Source organism: Allobosea lathyri (assembly GCF_900108245.1).
Taxonomy (GTDB): Bacteria; Pseudomonadota; Alphaproteobacteria; order Rhizobiales; family Beijerinckiaceae; genus Allobosea; species Allobosea lathyri.
Genome location: NZ_FNUY01000007.1, coordinates 324,550 through 346,838, shown reverse-complemented (window position 1 = coordinate 346,838; position 22,289 = coordinate 324,550). Strand labels below are relative to the sequence as shown.

At 65.2% G+C, this 22,289-nt stretch carries 24 protein-coding genes; 10 read left to right on the top strand and 14 right to left on the bottom strand.

The genetic code is table 11. From position 1 onward, the window contains the following. Positions 1-451: 451 nt before the first annotated feature. The 5 genes from C4S73_RS18265 to pdxH all read right to left on the bottom strand — a co-directional run bounded on the left by C4S73_RS18265 (position 452) and on the right by pdxH (position 3,311). Positions 452-688 (bottom strand): hypothetical protein, encoded by a 237-nt coding sequence (locus C4S73_RS18265; protein ID WP_244595656.1) that lies wholly within the window; start codon positions 686-688, stop codon positions 452-454. Between the two features lie 311 nt (positions 689-999). Then, positions 1,000-1,431: a TIGR02301 family protein gene (locus C4S73_RS18260; protein ID WP_103873925.1), complete on the bottom strand. Its 432-nt coding sequence runs from the start codon at positions 1,429-1,431 to the stop codon at positions 1,000-1,002. Beyond that, positions 1,428-1,910, bottom strand: a complete 483-nt coding sequence (locus C4S73_RS18255; protein ID WP_244595655.1) for an NUDIX hydrolase — start codon at positions 1,908-1,910, stop codon at positions 1,428-1,430. The genes C4S73_RS18260 and C4S73_RS18255 overlap by 4 nt, the downstream gene beginning before the upstream one ends. Continuing rightward, the gene (locus C4S73_RS18250) at positions 1,907-2,629 is read right to left on the bottom strand and encodes an SDR family NAD(P)-dependent oxidoreductase (RefSeq protein WP_103873973.1); all 723 of its coding nucleotides are present in this window, start codon (positions 2,627-2,629) and stop codon (positions 1,907-1,909) included. Before C4S73_RS18250 ends, C4S73_RS18255 begins: the two co-directional genes overlap by 4 nt. Before the next feature lie 67 nt (positions 2,630-2,696). Beyond that, positions 2,697-3,311, bottom strand: coding sequence for a pyridoxamine 5'-phosphate oxidase (pdxH, locus tag C4S73_RS18245; RefSeq protein WP_244595654.1), 615 nt, complete (start codon positions 3,309-3,311; stop codon positions 2,697-2,699). Between the two features lie 188 nt (positions 3,312-3,499). On the opposite strand from pdxH, the gene C4S73_RS18240 reads away from it, so the two are divergent. The 5 genes from C4S73_RS18240 to C4S73_RS18220 all read left to right on the top strand — a co-directional run bounded on the left by C4S73_RS18240 (position 3,500) and on the right by C4S73_RS18220 (position 6,601). After that, the gene (locus C4S73_RS18240; RefSeq protein ID WP_244595653.1) at positions 3,500-3,901 is read left to right on the top strand and encodes an RT0821/Lpp0805 family surface protein; all 402 of its coding nucleotides are present in this window, start codon (positions 3,500-3,502) and stop codon (positions 3,899-3,901) included. Between the two features lie 158 nt (positions 3,902-4,059). Continuing rightward, the gene (locus C4S73_RS18235; protein WP_103873923.1) at positions 4,060-4,968 is read left to right on the top strand and encodes a DnaJ C-terminal domain-containing protein; all 909 of its coding nucleotides are present in this window, start codon (positions 4,060-4,062) and stop codon (positions 4,966-4,968) included. Positions 4,969-5,093: 125 nt separating this feature from the next. After that, the gene (fabI, locus tag C4S73_RS18230) at positions 5,094-5,936 is read left to right on the top strand and encodes an enoyl-ACP reductase FabI (protein ID WP_103873922.1); all 843 of its coding nucleotides are present in this window, start codon (positions 5,094-5,096) and stop codon (positions 5,934-5,936) included. 96 nt (positions 5,937-6,032) lie between these two features. Then, on the top strand, positions 6,033-6,287 hold the full coding sequence (locus tag C4S73_RS18225) for an AbrB/MazE/SpoVT family DNA-binding domain-containing protein (protein WP_103873921.1): 255 nt from the start codon (positions 6,033-6,035) through the stop codon (positions 6,285-6,287). After that, positions 6,281-6,601, top strand: coding sequence for a type II toxin-antitoxin system PemK/MazF family toxin (locus tag C4S73_RS18220; protein ID WP_103873920.1), 321 nt, complete (start codon positions 6,281-6,283; stop codon positions 6,599-6,601). The genes C4S73_RS18225 and C4S73_RS18220 overlap by 7 nt, the downstream gene beginning before the upstream one ends. 176 nt (positions 6,602-6,777) lie before the next feature. On the opposite strand, the gene C4S73_RS18215 is transcribed toward C4S73_RS18220, so the two are convergent. The 4 genes from C4S73_RS18215 to folP form a co-directional block, all read right to left on the bottom strand. Beyond that, on the bottom strand, positions 6,778-7,272 hold the full coding sequence (locus C4S73_RS18215; protein WP_103873919.1) for a hypothetical protein: 495 nt from the start codon (positions 7,270-7,272) through the stop codon (positions 6,778-6,780). A 154-nt stretch (positions 7,273-7,426) separates the two neighbouring features. Then, positions 7,427-7,981 carry a 2-amino-4-hydroxy-6-hydroxymethyldihydropteridine diphosphokinase gene (folK, locus tag C4S73_RS18210; protein ID WP_103873918.1) on the bottom strand — a complete coding sequence of 185 codons (555 nt, stop codon included), beginning with the start codon at positions 7,979-7,981 and terminating at the stop codon, positions 7,427-7,429. Continuing rightward, positions 7,929-8,303: a dihydroneopterin aldolase gene (folB, locus tag C4S73_RS18205; RefSeq protein ID WP_160115827.1), complete on the bottom strand. Its 375-nt coding sequence runs from the start codon at positions 8,301-8,303 to the stop codon at positions 7,929-7,931. The genes folK and folB overlap by 53 nt, the downstream gene beginning before the upstream one ends. Further along, entirely contained in the window at positions 8,300-9,151 is an 852-nt protein-coding gene (gene folP / locus C4S73_RS18200) for a dihydropteroate synthase (RefSeq protein WP_103873971.1), read from the bottom strand. Before folP ends, folB begins: the two co-directional genes overlap by 4 nt. Before the next feature lie 131 nt (positions 9,152-9,282). On the opposite strand from folP, the gene C4S73_RS18195 reads away from it, so the two are divergent. Together C4S73_RS18195 and C4S73_RS18190 are read left to right on the top strand one after the other, a co-directional pair. Then, positions 9,283-9,894, top strand: a complete 612-nt coding sequence (locus C4S73_RS18195) for a histidine phosphatase family protein (protein WP_244595650.1) — start codon at positions 9,283-9,285, stop codon at positions 9,892-9,894. Between the two features lie 238 nt (positions 9,895-10,132). After that, entirely contained in the window at positions 10,133-14,137 is a 4,005-nt protein-coding gene (locus C4S73_RS18190) for a Pls/PosA family non-ribosomal peptide synthetase (protein ID WP_103873916.1), read from the top strand. A 50-nt stretch (positions 14,138-14,187) separates the two neighbouring features. Here the strand turns inward: C4S73_RS18190 and C4S73_RS18185 are convergent, their stop codons facing one another. Then, positions 14,188-14,607: a type II toxin-antitoxin system VapC family toxin gene (locus C4S73_RS18185; RefSeq protein WP_200828045.1), complete on the bottom strand. Its 420-nt coding sequence runs from the start codon at positions 14,605-14,607 to the stop codon at positions 14,188-14,190. A 2-nt stretch (positions 14,608-14,609) separates the two neighbouring features. Then, positions 14,610-14,852 (bottom strand): type II toxin-antitoxin system Phd/YefM family antitoxin, encoded by a 243-nt coding sequence (locus C4S73_RS18180; protein ID WP_103873914.1) that lies wholly within the window; start codon positions 14,850-14,852, stop codon positions 14,610-14,612. A gap of 123 nt (positions 14,853-14,975) precedes the next feature. On the opposite strand from C4S73_RS18180, the gene aroC reads away from it, so the two are divergent. Both aroC and ribB read left to right on the top strand, forming a co-directional pair. Continuing rightward, entirely contained in the window at positions 14,976-16,091 is a 1,116-nt protein-coding gene (gene aroC / locus C4S73_RS18175) for a chorismate synthase (RefSeq protein WP_103873913.1), read from the top strand. Between the two features lie 206 nt (positions 16,092-16,297). Continuing rightward, the gene (ribB, locus tag C4S73_RS18170) at positions 16,298-17,575 is read left to right on the top strand and encodes a 3,4-dihydroxy-2-butanone-4-phosphate synthase (RefSeq protein ID WP_103873912.1); all 1,278 of its coding nucleotides are present in this window, start codon (positions 16,298-16,300) and stop codon (positions 17,573-17,575) included. A gap of 6 nt (positions 17,576-17,581) precedes the next feature. Here the strand turns inward: ribB and C4S73_RS18165 are convergent, their stop codons facing one another. After that, the gene (locus tag C4S73_RS18165) at positions 17,582-18,511 is read right to left on the bottom strand and encodes a histone deacetylase family protein (RefSeq protein ID WP_103873911.1); all 930 of its coding nucleotides are present in this window, start codon (positions 18,509-18,511) and stop codon (positions 17,582-17,584) included. A gap of 229 nt (positions 18,512-18,740) precedes the next feature. Between C4S73_RS18165 and C4S73_RS18160 the strand changes: the two genes are divergently transcribed. Next, the gene (locus C4S73_RS18160; RefSeq protein ID WP_103873910.1) at positions 18,741-19,337 is read left to right on the top strand and encodes a L,D-transpeptidase; all 597 of its coding nucleotides are present in this window, start codon (positions 18,741-18,743) and stop codon (positions 19,335-19,337) included. Between the two features lie 174 nt (positions 19,338-19,511). On the opposite strand, the gene C4S73_RS18155 is transcribed toward C4S73_RS18160, so the two are convergent. After that, on the bottom strand, positions 19,512-20,405 hold the full coding sequence (locus tag C4S73_RS18155) for a metallophosphoesterase (RefSeq protein WP_103873909.1): 894 nt from the start codon (positions 20,403-20,405) through the stop codon (positions 19,512-19,514). A gap of 407 nt (positions 20,406-20,812) precedes the next feature. After that, on the bottom strand, positions 20,813-22,192 hold the full coding sequence (locus C4S73_RS18145; RefSeq protein WP_103873907.1) for an aspartate aminotransferase family protein: 1,380 nt from the start codon (positions 22,190-22,192) through the stop codon (positions 20,813-20,815). Positions 22,193-22,289: the final 97 nt, after the last annotated feature.

Genomic DNA, 22,289 nt, shown 5'->3' with positions numbered 1-22,289 from the left:
AGGGCCGGTCGCCTCGAAGGCGACGAAGCCGGTGCGGCTGTCGAAGGACGACAGCCAGCTTGCGATCGCCGCGCCCGTATTGGCGATGCGAAGGCTCTGCCCGCTCGTCTCGTCGAACAGATCGAGATGATGCTTGGCGATATCGCAACCGATGAAGCAGGGGTGTATGGTCATGGTGCCTGTCCCTGTGCTGCGAGGTCCGGTGCTAGCGGCCTCGGTCAACTGTTCAGGATGGGGTTACGCAACGCGGGCGGGAACCGAGCCGGAACACGGTGTTCCCCACCAGGGATCCAACGGCTTCCCGCCCGCACCAAACATGACACGAATCTGACAAACAGGGATCCATTCCGGAGCCTTGACGATAGAGGTTCCGGAACGAATCCCGGATCGGCGCCGCTATGCGGCTTGTCCGGGATGACCGCCTTCTGAAGTGACCTGTCGCGAAGTAACTCTAGTGCCGGGTGCCGCTGCTGAAGGCTCCGCCGCGAAGCTTCTCGGGCAAGGCTTCGGCGAAGACGGCAGTCGCCTCCTCGCCATAGGTCTCGACCAGCGTGCGGAAGGCGGCGAAGAGCGCGGCATGGGCCAGCGCGTCGGAATCGAGCCCGTCCTGCTGGGCCTCGGCGAAGGCATCCTCGACATAGCCATAGGCGACGCGGCGTGCATCGCCATGATCTTCGGAGAGGGCCAAATCGTGTGGCATATCGTCTGGGAAGATGGACATGAAGGCTACGAACTCTGCGGCTGCCTGATGCGAATCGCTCCGGTTATGCCCCGGTTCGCGACGATTGACGTCATGCGATTCATAAGCCGTGCCAGAGCGGGACGCTACAGGCGTGTTTAAGAAAGGTTAACACGGTCGCGCAAATCGCACTGAATCAGCTGATTGTCGACGCATGCGCTCCGTTGCTCCAAACCGTCCATTCCGCATCGATTTTCTCCCCGACCGCATCTTGCTTTCGGGCAGATCGTCGCAAGGGGCGATTGCGCCGGGCTTGTCGCCTATCCGCCGTAACGCCCGGCGAGCGCGCGCGACAGTCTTTCACCTTCGCTGGCGAGGCGGGAGGATGCCTCCTGGCTGCCATCGGTACAGGCCCGATGCGTCACCGAATAGGCCCGGAACCCGCGATTATAGGCGCTGGTCAGACGTTCCTGGCGTTGCGGCGTGCGCCCCTCCGCCTCGATCAGTGCTGCCATGCGCGCGCGCCAGTCCTGGGCCTCCTTACCGGCGCAGAGCGTGCGCAGATAGGCCAGCGATCCCATGATCTCCGCGAGCTTGAGCAGTTGCGGCTCATAGGGCGGCGGGGGCGGCTCGGGCGCGGGCGCGGGTTCCACAGGTTTGGCCGGCGCTTGCTGGCGCTGCTGGGCCGATGCCGGGGCCGGCTGCGCCGCGGCGATCAGACCGGCCATCAGCCAGAGCGCCGCGCGCCTCACGATCCGGCCCCGGCTTCCAGGCGAATCTGGTGGGCGCGCCGCAGGACGTCGCCGAGCTCGCGCGTGGTGGGCAGGCCACCGAGCTTCAGCGGATCGGCCCACATCACCGCGCCGGCTTCCGGCCCTGTCCGGGGCTCGCCCGAGAGCCATTCGCCGACGAAGGAGGCGACGACGAAATGATGGGTCACGCCGCCCTTGGCGTCGCGGCCGAAGATCTCGACATGGCGGTTGAAGCCGAGGATGCGGGCCTGAACTCCGACTTCCTCGTCGAGTTCGCGCAGAGCTGCCTCTTCCAGGGTCTCGCCGGCCTCGACCTTGCCGCCGGGCAGTGACCAGAGCTGGTCGGCCGGCGGCTTGGTGCGCGTTGCGAGCAGGACTTTCCCGTCCCGGAACACGGCGACGGAGGCCGCGAGAACCGGCCTTGCCGGCGCCTTGCCCGCTGCGGGAAAGCGAATGACCTGGCCGCTGCCGTCACTCACACGTGCTGCCCGCCATTGATGTGGAGTTCGGAGCCGGTGACGTAGCTCGAGGCGTCCGTGCAGAGGAAATAGATCGCCTTGGCGACCTCGTCGGTCTTGCCGAGACGTTGCAGCGGCAGGGTGGCGACGATCTTCTCGGTGCCGGGCGAGAGGATGGCCGTGTCGATTTCGCCGGGCGAGATCGAGTTCACCCTGATGCCGAGCGGGCCGAAATCGGCCGCCATCTCGCGGGTCAGGCTGGCGAGCGCCGCCTTCGAGGTCGCATAGGCCGCGCCTGCGAAAGGGTGGACGCGTGAGCCTGCGATCGAGGTGACATTGACGATCGCGCCCTTGGCCACCGTCAATTCGTCGAGCAGGCCGCGCGCCAGCATGATCGGCGCGAAGAAGTTGACCTGGAAGACCTTGTGCCAGTCGTTGAAGGAGGTGGTGGCGGCGCCCAGCCGCGCGCCCTTCGTGCCCTTGGGCGAGATGCCGGCATTGTTGACGAGAGCGTTGAGCTTGCCGCCTTCGGCTGCCAGCCGCTTCTTGATCTCGGCGATGCCGCGCATCGTGTCCTCGGGGTCGCCGAGGTCGATCTGGATGTGGTCGTCGGCGCCCGACGGCCAGGGGCACTTCTCCGAGAAGGCCTGGCGCGAGCAGGACAGGATGCGCCAGCCCGCCATGGCGAACTGCATCACCGTGGCATGGCCGATGCCCCGGCTCGCGCCGGTCAGCAGCATGACCGGACGCTTGCCCTGCTCGGTCTTGGGAAAGTCGAATTTCGGCATCGCCATGGAGATCAGATCCTCAGGGGTAGAGGCGCGTGCGCGTCCAGGGCTCCGATGCCGTGGAGCGGCGGAACACGACGCGGTCATGCAGACGGAAAGCGCCGTCGCGCCAGAACTCGATATAGACAGGTTCGATGCGGAAGCCGGTCCAGTGCGGCGGACGCGGAATTTCGCCCAGGCCGAATTTCGCGGCGTAGCTGGCGACAGCCTTCTCAAGTGCGAATCGGCTTTCCAGCGGGCGCGACTGCTGCGAGGCCCAGGCGCCGATCCGGCTGTCGCGCGGTCGCGACTTGAAATAGGCGTCGGCCTCGGCATCGGTCACCATCGCGACCGGGCCGCGGATGCGGACCTGACGGCGCAGGCTCTTCCAATGGAACAGGGCGGCGGCCTTGCCCTGGCCGAGCAGCTCCTCGCCCTTCTGGCTTTCCGTATTGGTGTAGAAGACGAAGCCGTCGCTGTCATAGCCCTTCAGCAGCACCATGCGGCTGTTGGGCATGCCGTCGGCGTCGACCGTCGACAGTGCCATTCCGGTGGGATCGTTGGGTTCGGACTTCGTCGCCTCGTCCAGCCAGGTCCGGAACAGCGCGAAAGGCTCCTGTTCCTGCGTGAAGTCACCGCTCGTTAACCGTTCCACGTGTTTAATCCTCGGCAAGTTCAGGGTTAGGCGTCGGGCGAGCGCATTTGGTGATCTGGGGTTGGACAGCAAATCTATATAGGCCAGCGGCGGGGGCGTTCCAAAGCCTTCATCGATGCGTTGCACCCATGCGTCCGCTCGCTGCGCTGACGACAATGTGTGTCGCATTCGTGTGTGCCGGCTGCTCGGTGTCTTTCCCGATTCTGGGCCTTTCCAGCAAGAGCGAGGACGAGGTCGTGACGACCTCCTCGGTCCTGCCCTCGCGCGGCTCGAACAAGCCCGGCGCGCTCGCGTCGCTTGCCACCGAGCTCGGTCCAGAGGATCTGCGCCGGGCCGATGGCGCCATGGCTGTTGCGCTCGATCCGCAGGGCAATGGCGCAGCCGTTTCGTGGGACAATCCCCAAAGCGGCGTCAAGGGCTCCTTCATCCCAGTCGGCGGCCCTTTCCTGCGCTCCGACGAAATCTGCCGCGCCTTCATTGCGAGCGTGCAGACCCAGACCAAGCCCGCCAAGCTGCAGGGAACGGCCTGCCGGCCGTCCGGCGGGGAGTGGGCGGTCAAGGATATGGAGCCCTGGAAGGGCCTGAGCTGAGCAAGCCTGCCGGCTGGACGGTGGGTATCTCGTCGATCTGCAAGCCCAGATGTTGCGTTCAAGCCACACCATTCCCAGATAAGGCAGTATGACGGCCGGCTCCTCGCGAGCGGCCCGACCGGCTTTAATCTTCAGTGTTGTGCGAATGGGGTTCATGAATGCGCGACCCGTATCAGATTCTGGGCGTCGCTCGAGCGGCGAGCGAGGCCGAGATCAAGAAGGCTTACCGCCGCCGTGCCAAGGATCTGCATCCCGATCGCAATCAGGGTGATCCAAAGGCACAGGACCGCTTCTCCGAACTCAACAGCGCCTATGAGATTCTCGGCGACGAGACCAAGCGCAAGCAGTTCGACCGCGGCGAGATCGATGGCGAGGGCAAGCCCAAGTTCCAGGGTTTCGAGGGCATGGGCGCGGGCCGTGGTGGCCGGGCCGGCGGCTTCGAGTTCAATTTCGGCCAGGGCGGCCACCCCGGACGGGGCGGGCAGGAGGCGGGCTTCGACCCCGCCGACATCTTCGGCTCGCTGTTCGGCGATGCGGCGCGGCGCGCCAGCAAGGCCCGGCCCGAGGCCCAGAAGCCGCCGGAGCAGAGCTTCACCCTGGAGGTGACGCTGGCGCAGGCCGTCGCGGGCGCGACGCGGCGCGTCAGGCTGCCGGGCGGGCGCGAGGTCGAGGTCACGATCCCCGAAGGCGTGGCCGACGGCAAGGTGATGCGCCTGCGCGGCCTCGGCCAGCCCGACCCGTTCTCGGGGCAGGCCGGCGACGTCATGATGACGATCAAGATCAAGCCCGATCCGCGTTTCACGGTCGAGGGCAACGATCTGCGCACGCGCGTTCCGGTGCCACTCGCCAGGGCGGTTCTCGGTGGGCCCTTACATGTCCCGACGCTGACGGGGGCCGTCGAGATGCGCATTCCGCCGCTGACGGGAACGACCAAGCAGTTCCGCCTGCGCGGCAAGGGGCTGAAGGGCGAGGCGGGCGCTGTCGGCGACCTTTTCGTCGCGATCGACATCGAAATGCCGGAGAGCGACGCCGAGCTCACTGCCCTGATGAAGGCGAGGGCGGAGTAGGAAGCCGGCGGACGCGGTTGCACCTGCCGGCTAGCAATCCGGCTGCGCCGTGGCGAAAACCGGTTTCCACTTTTCGCCGTCATGATCTAAGAGACCCTCCACTTCGTCCAGTTCGCGGGTCTCTCATGCCTGATTCCAATCCTGCCGCCCCGTCGACCGCCAATCTGCTCAGGGGCAAGCGGGGCCTTGTCATGGGCGTCGCGAACAACCGCTCGATCGCCTGGGGTATCGCCAAGGCGGCTGCGGATGCCGGCGCCGAACTCGCCTTCACCTATCAGGGCGATGCGCTGAAGAAGCGCGTCGAGCCCTTGGCGAAGCAGCTCGGCGGCCATGTCGTTGGACATTGCGACGTCACCGATTCGGCCTCGATCGATGCGGTGTTCGCAGAGATCGAAAAGCTCTGGGGCAAGCTCGACTTCGTCGTCCACTGCATCGCCTTCTCCGACAAGGACGAACTGACCGGGCGCTATGTCGAGACGACCGAGGCGAACTTCACCAAGTCGCTGCTGATCTCCTGCTATTCCTTCACCGCCGTGACCCAGCGCGCCGAGAAGCTGATGACCGATGGCGGCTCCATGCTGACGCTGACCTATTACGGCGCGGAGAAGTGGATGCCGCATTACAACGTCATGGGCGTCGCCAAGGCCGCGCTCGAATCGAGCGTGCAGTATCTGGCCGCAGATCTCGGCCCCTCCAAGATCCGCGTCAATGCGATCTCGGCCGGGCCGATCAAGACGCTGGCCGCGTCGGGCATCGGCGATTTCCGCTACATCCTGCGCTGGAACGAGTACAACTCGCCGCTGCGTCGGACTGTGACGATCGAGGAGGTCGGCGAGACCGCGGTGTTCCTGGTCTCCGACATGTCGCGCGGCATCACCGGCGAAATCCTGCATGTCGATGCCGGCTATCATGTCGTCGGCATGAAGGTGCCGACAGCGCCCGACATCACGCTCGACAAGGGCGAGTGAGCGAGCAAGGGGCGCCGCTGGCACCTGCGTTGTTCTAACATTGTTGTAACGCTGCCGCTGCGAGCTTATGATCCACCCTTCAGGGAGGATCGGGTCATGCATAGCTCGCTCAAGAAGATCGGGAACTCCGCTGGAGTTGTGATCCCCAAGCCGATGCTGGCCGAGATCGGCGCCAAGGCCGGGGACAGTATCGACCTCACCGTCGAGAACGGACGAATCGTGATCCAGCCGCTGGCCAAGCCGGTGCGCGCCGGATGGGCCGAGGATTCGAAGCGCCTGGCGGCCGAGGGCGATGACGGGTTGGTCTGGCCTGAATTCGCCAATGATGATGACGATCAGCTGGTATGGTGAAGCGAGGTGAGGTCTGGCTTGCATCGCTCGACCCTACGGTCGGTAGCGAAATCCGGAAAACACGACCCTGCCTGGTTATCTCGCCTGCGGAAATCCACGACTATCTGAGGACGGTGATCGTGGCTCCCATGATTTCGGCCAGCCGCCCGGCAGGTTATCGCATCCCCGTGACGTTTGCCGGCAAGGACGGCCTCGTCCGGGCCGAGCAGGTCCGTTCGATCGACAGGAGGCGGCTGGTCAAACGGCTCGGCGAGGTTCCGGCGCCCGTGCTCAGCAGCGTCCTGCGGGTCATGCGCGAAATCTATGAGGAATAGGGGCCGGATCGATCCTGTCTCGATGCCGGCGGCATTCCCCGTCATTGCGAGCGCAGCGAAGCAATCCAGGGGCTCGCGCAAACCCTTAGATTGCTTCGCTGTGCTCGCAATGACGGGGAGGCGCTTATGCTGCGCCAACCGGCTCCGTATTGATCCGGAGCCGGCGGTCGTCGTGATCAGTTGATCGCCTTGATGCTGCCGAAGATGGCGTCGAGCTCTTTGCCATGGGTCTCGCGCTCTTCGTCCGAGCCCCAGACGGTCAGCATGATCACGCGGTTTTCTCCGGCCGGCAGCAGGATGAAATCGACCTTGGTCGGGCCGTTCTCGTCGGTCGTGCGATACTGGAAGATCGTCGCCGGGATGCCGTTCAGCGGCGCATCGACCTTGATCGGCTCGACCTTCTTGATCTTGTTGTCCTTCATCCAGGCATCGTTGGTCGCCATCATCTTGTCGATGTTGCGGGCGTCGGCGAATTCGACGGAGAAGAACACCGACTCGTCCTTCGGCCGGGCCGAATAGCCGTATTCGATTTCCTGGGTCTTCCAGTCGTTGGGCACGGTGATGGTGACGGCGGGGTTCTTGGTCGGGACCGCGAAGTTTTTCGCGAAGGCCGGCGCGATCATCAAAAGCGCGGCGGCGAAGGCCGCGGCGAGGGGACGGGCGAAAGTCATGATGGCGTTCTCGCGGGCCAGGCTCCGACTTGTCGCCTGCAGCGGCAGTGTCCTGCGCCTATGATCGCGATGACGCAACGTCGTCCCGGCAGATGCGTGGGATGACGGTTAACCGGCTACACAATGGTGCGAGGATTGCGCGGTGTTATCGGATTCAGTCCAGCATCCTTTTCAGGCGCTGTGTCGCCTCCGCATCCGGCCTGACCGTAGGGTCGGCGAGCTTGTCGCGGAGATAGGCTGCGCTCTGGCCGCCGATCTCCAGCATGGGGGCGATTTCCGCCAGCGGAGCCAGCACGAAGGCACGCTCCGCGATGCGCGGATGCGGGATCTGCAGGCCGGGCTGGTCGATGATCGTGTCGCCATAAGTCAGGATGTCGATGTCGAGGGTGCGCGGCCCCCAGCGTTCGCGGCGCTCGCGGCCGCTTTCGCGTTCCAGTTCCAGGCAGAAGGCCAGCAGGTCGGCGGGAGACAGATCGGTCTCGACCAGCGCGGCCATATTGAGGAATTCCGGTTGGTCGAGCTTGCCCCAGGGCGGCGTGCGATAAACGCTCGACAGGCTTTTGCGCGCGATCGCCGGATGACCCGCGATGCTGCGCAGCGCCCGGGCGAAAGCGGCGACGGGATCGCCCAGATTGCCGCCGAAACCCAGCGTCGCCTCAGTCTTCACGCCGGAAATCCAGCTTGATGCCGACCGCGGCGAGCGTCGCATGGATTGGCGGGGCGGGTTTGCGCAGCGTGATCTCGACGCGGTTGACCGGCGGGAAACCGTCGAGAACCGCGATCGCAACGGCACGCGCGGCAGCTTCGAGCAGATTGAAGCGCCGGGCCGTAAAGGCCTTCGTCACGACGGCGACGACATCGCCGTAATTCACGGTGTCGGCAAGCGAATCGCTCATCGCCGAGGCGCGGATGTCGACCGCCAGGACGAGATCGAGCACGAAACGCTGCCCGAGCCGCTCCTCCTCCGAGAAGAAGCCGTGATAGGCGTAGATATCGAGCTTCTCGATGAGAATGCTGCCGGTTTCGCTCACGGGCTTACCTCTGCGCTGTCGGCGATGGCGGCCCAGACCTTGAGCGCGTCGAGATGGGGGCGCACGTCATGGGCGCGGATGATCGCCGCGCCCCGTGACACGCCGTAAAGATGGGCGGAGATGCTGCCGGCCAGGCGCTCGGCCGCGACCGTCTGCCCAGTGATATGGCCTATGGTGGATTTGCGCGAGGCTCCGAGCAGGATCGGGCAGCCCAGCTGCTTCAGACGGTCGAGATCGCGGATCAGCATGAGGTTCTGGCGCGGCGTCTTGCCGAAGCCGATGCCGGGATCGACCACGATCTGGTCGCGGGCGACGCCGGCAGTCGTCGCGATGGCGATCGAGCGCTCCAGGAAACGCAGCACGTCGTCGAAGATGTCGAGCGCGGGATCGATCGTATCGCGATTGTGCATCACGATGATCGGGGCGCCCTTGCGGGCCGCGACGCCTGCGATGGCGGGATCGCGCTGGCAGCCCCAGACGTCGTTGACGATCGACGCTCCGGCGGCAAGTGCCGCGTCGGCAACCTCCGCCTTCCAGCTATCGATCGAGATCGGGATCGCGCTGCGTTCGCGCAAGCCGGTTATCACCGGGAGCACGCGGGCGAGCTCGGTTGCAACATCGATGACGACATGGCCGGGGCGGGTGGATTCCCCGCCGATATCGATGATGTCGGCGCCCTCCGAGACCAGCCTGTCGCCATGAGCCACCGCCTCGCCGGCATTGCCGAACTGGCCGCCATCGGAAAACGAATCGGGAGTGACGTTGACGACGCCCATGAGCAGGGGCATCGCGTCGAGGCGAAGCCTGCGACCATCGGGCAAGGTGAGAGCCGGGGGCATGGAAACCATCTGCAACGGCGGAGAGCCGCCTATACACAGCCGTTCGACGATGGGCCAACAGAAAGAAGCGACATCATGTCGCCATGGCCGCGACGCATGGCGTTCAGCCCCGCCAAGGCTTTGACGCGGCAGGCCCCAGCGTGCAGAAGCCCCTGATGATCCCGATCTCGCTTCCGCACCGGCTTATCCTCGTCCGTCACGGCGAAACGGACTGGAATCGTGAGGGCCGGCTGCAGGGTGGGCAGGACATTCCGCTCAACGAGCTTGGCCGGCAACAGGCGGCCGAAGCGGCTGGCCGGCTGCGTGAACTCGTGCCGGATTTTGCCGCCCTCGATTTCATCGGCTCGCCGATGTTGCGGGCCCGCGAGACCATGGACATCCTGCGCCGCGAGCTGGTGCTTTCAGCGGGCGAATACCGCGTCGACGACCGGCTGCGCGAGCTGACCTTCGGCTCCTGGGAAGGCTACACCTGGCGCGATGTCCGCAAGGCCGAGCGCGAGCAGGCGCAGCTGCGCGAACGCGACAAATGGAGCTTCGTCCCGCCCGGCGGCGAGAGCTATTTCATGCTGGCCGAGCGTGTCAGGCCCGTTCTCGCCGAACTCAAGCGCGAGACCGTCATCGTCAGCCATGGTGGCGTCGCTCGCGCCGTGCTGGCGCTTGTGGGCGCCGTTCCGCCCCAGAAAGCCGCCCTGGTCGAAATCTGGCAGGGCAAGCTGCTGATCGTTTCCGGTAGCACCGCCGACTGGCTTTAACGGCCCCGGCCTGCCTCGTTCATCGCGGGTTCAGCCGTGCTTTTGCACCACGAATATGCTAGCAGGGCGCCGTGGAGCAGCGGCTTGCTCGGCCGGGGGGCTCATTCGGAAAATCGTACCGAACGGTACGAAAATTCCGGGTTTCTTTAAAAGGTGTGTGCCAGGTTCACGGATGCATGGCGGCGGGCGCAGCAGCTCCTGATCCCCCATCTCCATAGCCTGTCCACAGCGGGGCGCGATGAACGATTTGAGCAACCTGTCGGTGACGGCAGATGCGGCAACCGCGCTTCCGCTGGCGATGCTGGCGGGCGAAAAGCGACCGGATCTGATACGCGATGAGGTGCTCGGCGAGATCTTCGCCGCGACCGTCGCGACACGGGGCTCCCATCCGGCGCTGGTCGATGGCACGCAGCAGCTGAGCTATGACGAGGTCTGGGCGGCAGCCGGCCGGCAGGCGCGCGGGCTTGCGCTGGCGGGCGTGGGGCCGGGCGACATGGTCGGCCTGTGGATGCCGCGCGGCATCGACCTGCTGATCGCCCAGATCGCGATCACCCGCGCCGGTGCCGCCTGGGTGCCTTTCGATGCGGAAGCGCCCGTCGAGCGCATCGCCACCTGCCTCGACGACGCCAACGCCAAGGGTCTGGTGACCTCACCCGAATGGTGCGGGCGCGCGGCCGATACGGACCGTACGGTCTGGACGCCGCAAGGGCTGGCCTCGAACGACGATGGCGTCGCGCTGCCGGGCCGGGCCGCTGGCCTGTCCAAGGATCACCCGGCCTATCTGATCTACACCTCGGGCTCGACCGGCGTGCCCAAGGCGATCGTCATCAGCCATCGCAACATCTGTCATTTCCTGCGTTCCGGGAACGCGTTCTACGAGTTCGGACCCGACGACATCGTGTTCCAGGGCGCATCGGTCGCCTTCGACCTGTCGATGGAAGAGATCTGGACGCCTTATCTCGTCGGCGCGACGCTCTATGTGGCGAGCCCGGAAACGATGGGCGATGCCGAGAAGCTGCCGGCGCTGCTGACGCAGGCCGGCGTGACCGTGATCGACACCGTGCCGACCCTGCTCGGCATCCTGCCGTCCGACGTGCCGTCGCTGCGCCTGATCCTGCTCGGCGGCGAGGCGTTGCCGCCGGCGATCGTGCAGAAATGGTCGCGGCCGGGACGGCGCATCCTGAACACCTATGGTCCGACCGAGGCGACGGTCGTCGCCACCGCCGCCGAGGTGCTGCCTGGCGAGATCGTCACCATCGGCAAGCCGATCGCCAACTACACCGCCTATGTCGTCAACGAGGCGATGGCGCTGGTGGCGCCCGGCGAGCAGGGCGAATTGCTGATCGGCGGCCCCGGCGTCGCCAAGGGCTATCATGGCCGGCCGGAGCTCACGGCCGAGAAGTTCATCGCCAATCCGTTCGGGGGCAGCGAAGACCCGGTGCTCTACCGTTCGGGCGATGCGGTCAGCCTCGACGATGCCGGCAATATCGTCTTCCACGGCCGTATCGACGACCAGATCAAGATCCGCGGCTTCCGGGTGGAACTCGGCGAGATCGAGTCGAAGCTCGCCGACGAGCCCGGCGTCAACCAGGCGGCCGTCGTGCTGCGCACCGATGACGAGATCGAGCGCCTCGTCGCCTTCGTCGTGGCCGAGCCCGGAATCGCGGTCGATGGCGCGGCCCTGCGCGCCGCGCTTCGCGACAAGCTGCCGCCCTATATGGTGCCGGCGCATTTCGAGGCTGTCGGCTCGCTCCCGCGCATGGTCTCGGGAAAAGTCGACCGCAAGATGCTGAAGGCGGCGCCGCTGACGGCGCCGAGCGCCGCAGGCGAGCAGGAACCGCCGCGCAACGCCACCGAGGCCGCGCTGCTGGACGCCGCCAAGCGGGTGCTGGGGGCATCGAGCCTGCCGCTGGAGGCGGATTTCTTCGTCGATCTCGGCGGCCACTCGCTGCTGGCGGCGCGCTTCATCTCGATCGTCCGCGAAACCCCCGCCTATGCCGGCATCACGCTGCAGGACGTCTATGGCGCGCGGACTTTGCGCGGCATGGCGGCGTTGCTCGATGGCCGCGGCATTGCCGAAGCCGAGGACCTGTCCTTCACGCCGCCGCCTTTCCTGCGCCGGTTCCTGTGCGGCCTCGCGCAGGCGGCTGTGCTGCCTATTATCATCGGCCTGTCGACGGCGCAGTGGCTCGGCATCTTCGTCACCTACATGCTGCTTTCGGGCGAGGAGCTCTCGCTGCCGGGCCAGGTCTTCGCGCTGCTCGGCGTCTACGTCGCGATCACCATCGTCACCGGAATCCTCGCGATCGCGCTGAAATGGCTCGTGCTCGGCCGCACCAAGCCTGGCATATACCCCCTCTGGGGCGTGTATTATTTCCGCTGGTGGTTCGCTGCGCGCGTGGCCGGGCTCGTCCATATCAAATGGCTGCAGGGCACGCCGGTGATGCGCTTCTACTGGCGCATGCTCGGCGCCAAGGTGGGCCGCGACGTCATCATCTCCGACTATGAGGCCGGGGCCATCGACCTGATCGAGATCGGCGATGGCTCGACCTTCGGCTCCAAGACCACCTTCGCCAATGGCGAGGCGATCGGCGACAAGCTGATCATCGGCCGGATCACGATCGGCAAGGACGTCTCGGCCGGCGCCTCGGTGGTATTCGGCCACGGCTCCGCCGTCGGCGATCATGCCGAGATCGGCGACCTCACGGCGATCGCGCCGGGCACCAGAATCGGCGAGGCTGAAATCTGGGACGGCTCTCCGGGGCGCAAGATCGGCGTCGTCGATGTCGCGTCGCTGCCGCCCCAGGCCGAGGCGAGCACGCGCCGGCGCGCCCTGATGACGGCGTTCTACATCCTGATGCTGGTGGTGCTGCCGCCTGTCAGCCTGCTGCCGATTTTTCCGGCCTTCTGGCTGTTCGACAAGATCGACGACTGGATCGCGACATGGTCGGACATCAGCTACCTCTGGTACCTGCCGATCTTGACCTGGCCGACCGCGATCGGGCTGATCGCCTTCACGGTGCTGCTGATGGCCGCCTTGCGCTGGGCGATCCTGCCGCGGGTGACATCGGGCTCCTATTCGATCCATTCGGGCTTCTACGCCCGTAAATGGACGGTGGCGCTGGCGACGGAGGTCACGCTCGAGACACTGTCCTCGCTGTTTGCGACGATCTACATGCGCTTTTGGTATCGCTTGATGGGCGCCAAGATTGGCAAGGGCGCCGAAATCTCGACCAATCTCTCCGGGCGCTATGACCTGACCGGGATCGGAGCGGGCAATTTCATCGCCGATGAGGTTGTCTTCGGCGACGAGGACATGCGCCGGGGCTATATGCGCCTCGACGCGACGCGAACCGGCGAGCAGGTCTTCGTCGGCAATGACGCCGTGGTGCCGCCGGGCGCGATCATCCCCGATCGCGTGCTGATCGGCATCAAGTCGAAGCCGCCGGCCAACGCGCTGATGCAACCCGGCGACACCTGGTTCGGCTCGCCGCCGATCAAGCTGCCGACGCGGCAGAAGGTCGATCTCGGCGCGGACTGGACCTACAAGCCCTCGATCGGCAAGCAGCTCGCGCGCGCCGGCTTCGAGGCGCTCCACACCTCGTTCCCGGCGATGCTGTTCATCACCTTCGGCACGATCGCGGTGGATCTCGTGCTGCAGCAGAAGATCAACGAGCACGACTGGGTCGGCCTCGTGCTCTCCTTCATGGGCGTGGCGATGCTGATCGCGGTGACGCAGGCGCTGATCTGCGCGACGATCAAATGGCTGATGATGGGCGTCTACAAGCCGTTGATGAAGCCGATGTGGTCGTTCTGGGCGATGCGCACCGAGGCCGTGGCCGTGATGTATTGGGGCCTGGGCGGCAAGGTGCTGTTCGACTATCTGCGCGGTACGCCGTTCCTGCCCTGGTTCCTGATGCTGTTCGGCGCGAAATACGGCAAGGGCGTCTGGCTAGACTCGACCGATATCACCGAGTTCGACTGCATCGAGGTCGGCGATTTCTGCACCGTCAACGCCCATTCGGCGCTGCAGACGCATCTCTACGAGGATCGCGTGATGAAGGTCGGGCGGGTGCGGCTGGGCAAGGGCGTCTGCGTCGGTGCCGGCGCGACCGTGCTCTACGACACCCATGTCGGCGACTACGCGCAGATCGGCCTGCTGACGGTCATCATGAAGGGCGAAAACCTGCCGGCGCATACGCGCTGGGAAGGTGCACCGGCCGTGCCGGCGAAAGCGCATTGAGGGCGAGGATCAGTCGCGTCGCTTGGTCCGCAACGGTCTTGCGCCAGCGCTCATAGCAGTTGCGTTTTCAGACCGAGGCGCAGGCCCGCCTCGGCAAGTCGGCGGTCGAGCGTGCACAGCAGAGCTTCGCAATCGCTGGCAATAGCGAGATGCAGCGCGTCACCGGCCCGCAAGCCAAGCGCGTCCTGATCGGCAAAATGGGCCGAGCGCTGGAAATGCAGGGAACGAACAGGCAGGACCTCGAAAACTTCCGCCGAAAGCCGTCGAAAAGCGGTAAGCGCGCGATCGCGCATATCAGCTTCGATCTTTCGGTTTCGCACCTTGATCGAGAGTGCTGCAGAGAATTCCGACGCCACCCATTCGCTGATCAAGAGTGTGTCGGGCTCCTGATCGTGAAGCCATTGCTGCGTGCGCGTCGTCTCGGCCTCTTCGGTCAAGGCCGAGACGAGGACGGATGTGTCGATATAGATTTTCAATAGCGTGCGTCGTCGCGCATGCGTCGCATGAACTCGCCGGCGCTTTCAGTCTGCGGCGTGCTGCCTTCGGTCACCGCGCGAAGCTCGGCAATGTCGATGCGCCGTTTGGCTGGCCTGATCGGCGTGAGGCGCGCTACAGGCGTCCCGCGGCGTGTGATGCAGATCTCCTCACCTGCGATCGCACGATCAACCAACTCGCTGAGATGGGCCTTCGCATCGGCCAAACTCACGCTATCCATGATTGGCTCCTGACCAGTTAGTTGGTCATGATATAATCTTTGCGGCGCTGCCCTGCAATGCGCAGAGTTTCAATCGGCGGCAAAGCCGATTAAGAGCCATTCGATCGAAATCCCAGGCTCTCCATGTCCCACAACAGCTTCGGCCATCTCTTCCGCGTCACCACCTTCGGCGAAAGCCATGGGCCGGCCATCGGCTGTGTCGTCGATGGCTGCCCGCCGCTGCTGCCGCTGACCGAGGCCGATATCCAGCAAGATCTCGACCGCCGCCGGCCCGGGCAATCGCGCTTCACGACGCAGCGGCAGGAGCCGGATCAGGTTCGGATCGTCTCCGGCGTCTTCGCCGAGGGGGACGGCCCACAGCTCACGACCGGCACTTCGATCGGGCTGATGATCGACAATGTGGACCAGCGCTCGAAGGATTATTCGGACATCAAGGACAAGTACCGGCCCGGCCATGCCGACTTCACCTATGACGTGAAGTACGGCATTCGCGACTATCGCGGCGGCGGGCGCTCCTCGGCGCGCGAGACGGCGATGCGGGTCGCGGCCGGCGCGATCGCGCGCAAGGTCGTTCCCGGCATGATCGTGCGCGGCGCGCTGGTCCAGATGGGACCGCACAAGATCGACCGGAACAACTGGGACTGGAACGAGGTCGGCAACAACCCGTTCTTCTGCCCCGATGCCGAGGCGGCCGCACTGTTCGAGAGATATCTCGACGGCATCCGCAAATCCGGTTCCTCGATCGGCGCCGTGCTGGAGATCGTCGCGGAGGGCGTTCCGGCCGGGTTGGGCGCGCCGATCTACGGCAAGCTCGACGCCGAGATCGCCTCTGCGCTGATGAGCATCAATGCGGTCAAGGGTGTCGAGATCGGCGAGGGTTTTGCCGCCGCCGAGCTCTCGGGCGAAGAGAATGCCGACGAGATGCGCGCCGGCAATGACGGCAGGCCGCTTTTCCTCTCCAACCATGCCGGCGGCATTCTGGGCGGGATCTCGACCGGCCAGCCGATCGTGGCGCGTTTCGCCGTGAAGCCGACATCCTCGATCCTGGCGACCCGGGCGACCGTGACCCGCACCGGCGGCGAGGCCGAGATGTTCACCAAGGGCCGCCACGACCCCTGCGTCGGCATCCGCGCCGTGCCCGTCGGCGAGGCGATGCTGGCCTGCGTGCTGGCGGATCATTACCTGCGCCATCGCGCGCAGGTGGGTGTGATCGAGCCGCGCTGGCCATTCGAGGGCTGAGTTCGGTTCTCCATTCGGGCCGTCATCCCGGACGCAGCGAAGCGAAGATCCGGGATCCATCGTAGAGCTCCGAGCCCTCCGATGGATCCCGGATCGGCGCCGCTACGCGACTTGTCCGGGATGACGGCGAGGATGTTATTTCAGTATCGCTGAAATTTTATGTGCCATTCATTGCAAGTGAAGATATTCCGCATTAGCTTCGCGTCATGAAGCTCGACGCCTGGCTCACCCAGAACAAGATCGGCCGTAGCGCCTTCGCACGGCAGGTCGGCCTATCGCCGGCTAGCGTGACGGCGCTCTGCAACGACCAGAGCGCCTGGATTTCGCGCGAAAGCGCCGAACGCATCGCCGCCGCCACCGGCGGCTCTGTCACTCCCAATGATTTCCTCGGCCTGTCCGGGCCGCGCGAGGCAAACATGACCAGCCATGTCAGCGATACCATCGAAGCCTTCGCCCGGGGCGAGATCGTCATCGTCACCGATGACGACGATCGCGAGAATGAAGGCGATCTCATCGTCGCCGCCTCGCTCTGCACGCCGGAGAAGATGGCCTTCATCATCCGCAACACCTGCGGCATCGTCTGCGCCCCGCTGACCTCGGGCGAGGCGAGGCGGCTGCGGCTCGATCCGATGGTGTCGTCCAACGACGCGCCGCTGGGCACGGCCTTCACCATCACGGTCGATGTCAAGCACGGGCTGACCACCGGTATTTCGGCCGAGCAACGCTGCAACACGGTGCGCGCTCTTGCCAACGGCAATATGGGCGCGACCGATTTCGTGCGGCCGGGCCATGTCTTCCCGCTGATCGCCAAGGATGGCGGCGTGCTGATGCGCTCGGGCCATACCGAGGCGGCGGTCGATCTCTGCAAGCTCGCCAGCCTGCCGCCGGTCGGAGTCATCTGCGAACTCGCCAATGACGACGGCACGGTGATGAAGGGCGCGCAGATCACGGCGTTTGCCCAGAAGCACGACCTGAAGCAGATCACGGTGGCCGACCTGATCGCCTATCGCCAGTCGCGCGAGAAGCTGGTCGAACGCGTGCACTCGTTCCCGGTCAAGACCGCCTTCGGAGAGATGACCGGGCATGTCTACATCACGCCATTCGAGGATACGCAGCATTTCGCCTTCGTCATGGGCAAGATCGGCGATGGCGAGAAGGTGCCCGCCAGGCTGCACCGGGCCAATGTCGTCGAGGACGTGCTGGGTGGCGCGCCCTCGATCCAGTGCGCGCTGAAGCGCTTCCAGCACGACGGGCGCGGAGTGCTGATCTATCTGCGCGACGGGTCGGCCGGCGTCCCGATCAAGAGCGTCGAGGACGGGTCGGACGCCCAGCGGTCGCAGCAATGGCGCGAGGTTGGCCTTGGCGCGCAGATTCTGCGCGATCTCGGTGTCGCCTCGATCGTCAACCTCGCCTCGTCGCCGCGCTCCTTCGTGGGCTTAAGCGGTTTTGGTATCGAGATCGCGGACACGCAGCCGCTGGAGTGAGGGGCTTCACCCCCGCATCAGCGCCATGACATGGGCGGCGGCCGATTTCGACAACCCCTCGAGATCGTAGCCGCCCTCCAGGATCGAGACGAGGCGGCCGCCGGCGTGACGATCGGCGAGCGCCATCAACTCCTGTGTCGCCCAGGCGAAATCGGGCTCGCGCAGGTTGATGTTGGCGAGCGGATCGCGCCAGTGCGCGTCGAACCCAGCCGAGATGATGATCAGATCCGGCTGGAAGGCTGCGATGCGCGGTAGCAGCGCGCTTTCGAAGGCGTCGCGAAATTCGTCCGAGCCATCGCCGCTGCGCAGTGGGGCGTTGACGATGGTGCCGTGCTGGCCGCGCTCGGAGACCGCGCCCGTGCCGGGATAGAGCGGCATTTCGTGGACGGAGGCATAGAGCACGCTGGCATCGTCCCAGAAGATCTCCTGCGTGCCATTGCCGTGATGCACGTCCCAATCGACCACGGCGACGCGCTCCACCCCATGGGCGCGCTGGGCGTGGCGGGCGGCAATGGCTGCGTTGTTGAAGAAGCAGAAGCCCATCGCCTTGACGCTCTCGGCATGGTGGCCGGGCGGGCGCATGGCGCAGAAGGCGTTGCTCGCCTTGCCCGTCATCACTTCGTCGACCGCGTACACCGCGCCGCCGACGCCGCGCAGCGCAGCCTCCATTGTGCCCGGCGACATCATCGTGTCGGCCTCGATCTGGATCAGCCCGGTTTCCGGGGCCGCCGCCATCAGGGCCTCGGCGAAGGCGAGGGGGTGGCACAGCGTGACCTGATCGAGTGTTCCGAGAGGAGCGGTTGCGCGCGCCAGCGCGGCGAAGCGCTCATCCTCCAGCGCCATCTCGACCGCGCGCAGACGCTCGGCGCGCTCGGGGTGGCCCTGTGGCGTCGCATGCTGGAGGCCGGCGGAATGGGTGATCAGGAGTGTCGTCACGGGAGTTCAGCCTATTTCTGGTCGCCAGGCACAGCCGAGCGTGACCGCTTTGCCACGGTCTTCATGGAAGCGGCGGATTGGCTTGCCATACAGGGAACTTGATTGCGCCTTGATTGTTTCGGCCCTAGAGCTTCGACAGGTATTCGATGTCGCAGCGCGTCCCGAAGACACGAAGCGTTAACTTTTGATTCATCATAAAGGCTGCCTTCGGGTCGCGCTGGTGGAAGTCATGAAACAGAACGTGATTGTTGCCTTGGCGCTGGCGTCCCTTCTGGGCGCCTGCCAATACAAGAGCGTGAATGCGCCCGCTTTGTCCGAACGGGATGCCGAATATATCGCGCTGGTGCCGAAGTTCGAGACCGAACTGACACATCTGCCTTACGAGATCACGGACCCTACCGGGCAGCCTCCCGGCACCGTCGTCGTCGATACCAAAGAGAAGTTCCTCTATTACGTCCTGCCGAACAAGAAGGCGATCCGCTACGGCGTCGCCACCGGCGACGAGGCCTTCGGCTGGACCGGCGAGGCGACCGTGCAGCGCAAGGCGGAATGGCCGCGCTGGACTCCGCCGGCCGAGATGGTCGCGCGCTGGCCGCATCTCAAGCCTGTCGCTGGCGGGATGAATGGCGGTCCCGAGAACCCGCTCGGCGCGCGCGCGCTCTACCTGTACCAGAACGGTCACGACACGCTCTACCGCATCCACGGCACCAACGAGCCCGAGACGATCGGCCGTTCGGCTTCGTCAGGCTGCATCCGGATGCGCAATATCGACGCGATCGACCTGTTCAACCGGGTGCCCGTCGGCGCCAAGGTCGTCGTGTCCTGAGCGATCATTCTTGAATTCTACCAGCGCGGCCGCCTGACGCGGCGGTCTGCGCTTCCGGTGCTCACGGACCGATGTCCGCTCCGCTCCGGTTCTCGACCGCCACGCCATGCGACTCGCGTTGGCGAACTCACGAACGATCGCTGGCGCGCTGTCTTAATCTACGGCTGACCGCAATTACCCCAGCTCCACCAACACGATCTCCGGTGGGATTCCGAACCTGATCGGGATCTGGCTCGTGCCGATTCCGGCGGAGACGACGAGATCGCGGCCGTTCTCGTGGACATGGCCATAGGCGTAGCGATTGCCGTAGCGCGACGGCACGATCGGCGACCAGCCGAGCAGCCGAACCTGGCCGCCGTGGGTATGGCCCGAAAGGGTAACGCTGACGCGGCCCGGCATCCTCGCGAAAACATCCGGCTCATGCGCCATCATGATGACGGGCACGCCGTCTTCGGGAATCTGCGCCAAGGTGCCGGCGAGGTTATCGACGCCATGGGGAAAGCCTCGCCGGCGTGGCAGAAAGGCGATCTGGTCGCCGAGACCTGCGAGCCAGAGCGGACCTGCCGCGCTGTCGAGCCGGATCGCCTGGTTTTCCATCACCGTGATGCCGGCGGCCTGCAGGGCCGCGCCGACCTGTGTCGGCCCGCTCCGGTTCTTCTGCGTCGGGGGGTCATGCCACCAGTCATGATTGCCGAGTATGGCGAAGACGCCATTTGCGGCCCGGAGCTGGGCGAGCTCTGCTGCCCAATCCTGCATGGGTGGATCCGAGGCGCGCCGTGTACGGCTGGCGACGAAGTCGCCGAGGAGCAGGACCATGTCCGGCTCGAGTGCGTTGGTCGTCGCCACGATCTCGGCGACACGGGAGACCGGAACGTGGAGGCCGCCGACATGCAGATCGGAAATGACCGCGAGGCGCAGGCGCTTGCCGCTGGGCCAGCCAAAGGGGGTCAGGCGATACCGGGTCACGCGCTGTTCGCGCGGCTCCCAGGCGGCGGCATAGGCGGTCGTACCGAACGCGGCGAAAAAAAGACCGGCGAGAGTCTTCAGAACTCTGCGCCGGTCAAGCATGGAGGGGTCTCGAGATAGAAGCTACGTCGATCAGTCGTCGAAGTCGTCGCGGAGAACACCGGGAATATCGACCCTGCGATCCTCGCTCTTCCTCTCCAACGTCCGGGACACCTGCCTTGTTCCAGCCGCGACAGCAGGAATCGCAATCGGGCGGAACCACGAGGCATAGGTTTCCCTAGCGGTCGCATCGTGGAAACTGGCGGAACGGGGCGCGGTGCTGCGCGGATTGAGAGGAATCATGGCTCCTGACTTCATTAAATGTTGCATGTCGACGGTTCCTGGCCATCGACACGCAGCAATCTGACTGTTGATCAGGACCACGGCGAGGCGTCATCATGATTTGTTCGTGGCGATCTATGCCGGCCTTCAGCTTGCCGCCACATTCGTGAACAAATCGATACGGCGCCTCAGGCTGCGAGCAGCCCTTCCGCCTTGACCCAGTTGAGGGTCTTGTCCAGAGCCCGCTTGTAGCGGCTGAACATCTCCTCGATCTCGGCCTCGGTGATGATCAACGGCGGGCAGAAGGCGACGCGGTCGCCCATGGCGCGGGTGATCAGCCCTTCCTCCTGGGCGAAGAGGACGGATTTGGCGCCGACGCCCTTCTTGGCTTCGAACGGGGCCTTGCTCGCCTTGTTGCTGACGAGTTCGACGCCGCCGATCAGGCCGACGCCGCGGGCCTCGCCGACCAGCGGATGGTCGGCCAGGGCAGTGAGGCAGCGCAGGAAGGTCGGCTCGACCTTGCGGACATGCTCGACGATCTTGTCGCGCTTGTAGATTTCAAGGGTCTTGATCGCGATGGCGCAGCCGACGGGGTGGCCGGCATAGGTGTTTCCGTGGCCGAAGGTGCCGATCTTGCGGCTCTGGTCGACGAGCGCCTGGTAGACCGTGTCGTTCATCATCACGGCGCTGAGCGGGAAATAGGCCGAGGTGATCTGCTTGGCGAGCGAGATCGTGTCGGCGTTCATGCCGTAGGTCGTGGTGCCGAACATGTTGCCGGTGCGGCCGAAGCCGGTGATGACCTCGTCGGCAATGAAGAGGATGTCGTATTTCGCGAGGACGGCGTTGATCTTCTCGAAATAGCCCTCGGGCGGGGTGATCGCGCCGCCGGCGCCCATGACGGGCTCGGCGATGAAGGCGGCGACCGTGTCGGGCCCCTCGCGCAGGATCATCTCCTCCAGCTCGGCGGCCAGCCGCGACGAGTAGTCCTGCTCGCTCTCGCCGGCTTCGGCGAAGCGGTAGTGATGGGCGCTGGAGGTGTGGAGGAAGCCGGGCAGCGGCAGGTCGAAATCGATGTGGTTGTTGGGCAGGCCGGTCAGCGAGGCCGAGGCCACCGTGACGCCATGATAGCCCTTCAGGCGCGAGATGATCTTCTTCTTCTGCGGCCGGCCGAGCGCATTGTTCATGTACCAGACGATTTTCACCTGGGTGTCGTTGGCGTCGGAGCCCGAGGCGCCATAGAACACCTTGGAGATCGGAACGGGCGCGATTTCCTTCAGCTTCTCGGCCAGCTCGATCGCCGGATCATGGCTGCGGCCGCCGAAGATATGGGTGAAGGGCAGCTTCTTCATCTGCTCGGTGGCGGTGTCCACCAGCTCCTGATTGGAGTAGCCGAGCGAGGTGCACCAGAGGCCGGCCATGCCCTCGATGTATTCCTTGCCGTTGGAATCGGTGACGAAGACGCCCTTGCCGCTTTCCAGCACGAGGGGGCCGGTCTCGCGATGTGTCGCCAGGTTGGTATAGGGATGGACCAGGGTCTCGATATCCCTGACGGCGAGGTTGGACAGCATCGTGCGGCTCCCGATTTTTTATGGATCACTTATGCGACCATAGACCCGCAGCCGCGCAAGCGCTGAGCGATTTTCACGCAAGGGGTGGCAGACTCTG

Bases quoted from the DNA above. Each gene is read 5' to 3' on its own strand.
- aroC (WP_103873913.1), top strand. From the start codon at position 14,976: ATGTCCCACAACAGCTTCGGCCATCTCTTCCGCGTCACCACCTTCGGC.
- ribB (WP_103873912.1), top strand. From the start codon at position 16,298: ATGAAGCTCGACGCCTGGCTCACCCAGAACAAGATCGGCCGTAGCGCC.
- C4S73_RS18180 (WP_103873914.1), bottom strand. From the start codon at position 14,852: ATGGATAGCGTGAGTTTGGCCGATGCGAAGGCCCATCTCAGCGAGTTG.
- C4S73_RS18250 (WP_103873973.1), bottom strand. From the start codon at position 2,629: ATGCTGCTGACCGGCGCGAGCCGGGGCATCGGCCATGCCACGGTGATG.
- C4S73_RS18225 (WP_103873921.1), top strand. From the start codon at position 6,033: ATGCATAGCTCGCTCAAGAAGATCGGGAACTCCGCTGGAGTTGTGATC.
- fabI (WP_103873922.1), top strand. From the start codon at position 5,094: ATGCCTGATTCCAATCCTGCCGCCCCGTCGACCGCCAATCTGCTCAGG.
- C4S73_RS18215 (WP_103873919.1), bottom strand. From the start codon at position 7,272: ATGACTTTCGCCCGTCCCCTCGCCGCGGCCTTCGCCGCCGCGCTTTTG.
- C4S73_RS18235 (WP_103873923.1), top strand. From the start codon at position 4,060: ATGCGCGACCCGTATCAGATTCTGGGCGTCGCTCGAGCGGCGAGCGAG.
- C4S73_RS18145 (WP_103873907.1), bottom strand. From the start codon at position 22,192: ATGCTGTCCAACCTCGCCGTCAGGGATATCGAGACCCTGGTCCATCCC.
- folK (WP_103873918.1), bottom strand. From the start codon at position 7,981: ATGCGACGCTCGCCGCGGTCGGCATCAAGCTGGATTTCCGGCGTGAAG.
- folP (WP_103873971.1), bottom strand. From the start codon at position 9,151: ATGGTTTCCATGCCCCCGGCTCTCACCTTGCCCGATGGTCGCAGGCTT.
- C4S73_RS18155 (WP_103873909.1), bottom strand. From the start codon at position 20,405: ATGCTTGACCGGCGCAGAGTTCTGAAGACTCTCGCCGGTCTTTTTTTC.
- C4S73_RS18160 (WP_103873910.1), top strand. From the start codon at position 18,741: ATGAAACAGAACGTGATTGTTGCCTTGGCGCTGGCGTCCCTTCTGGGC.
- C4S73_RS18190 (WP_103873916.1), top strand. From the start codon at position 10,133: ATGAACGATTTGAGCAACCTGTCGGTGACGGCAGATGCGGCAACCGCG.
- C4S73_RS18220 (WP_103873920.1), top strand. From the start codon at position 6,281: ATGGTGAAGCGAGGTGAGGTCTGGCTTGCATCGCTCGACCCTACGGTC.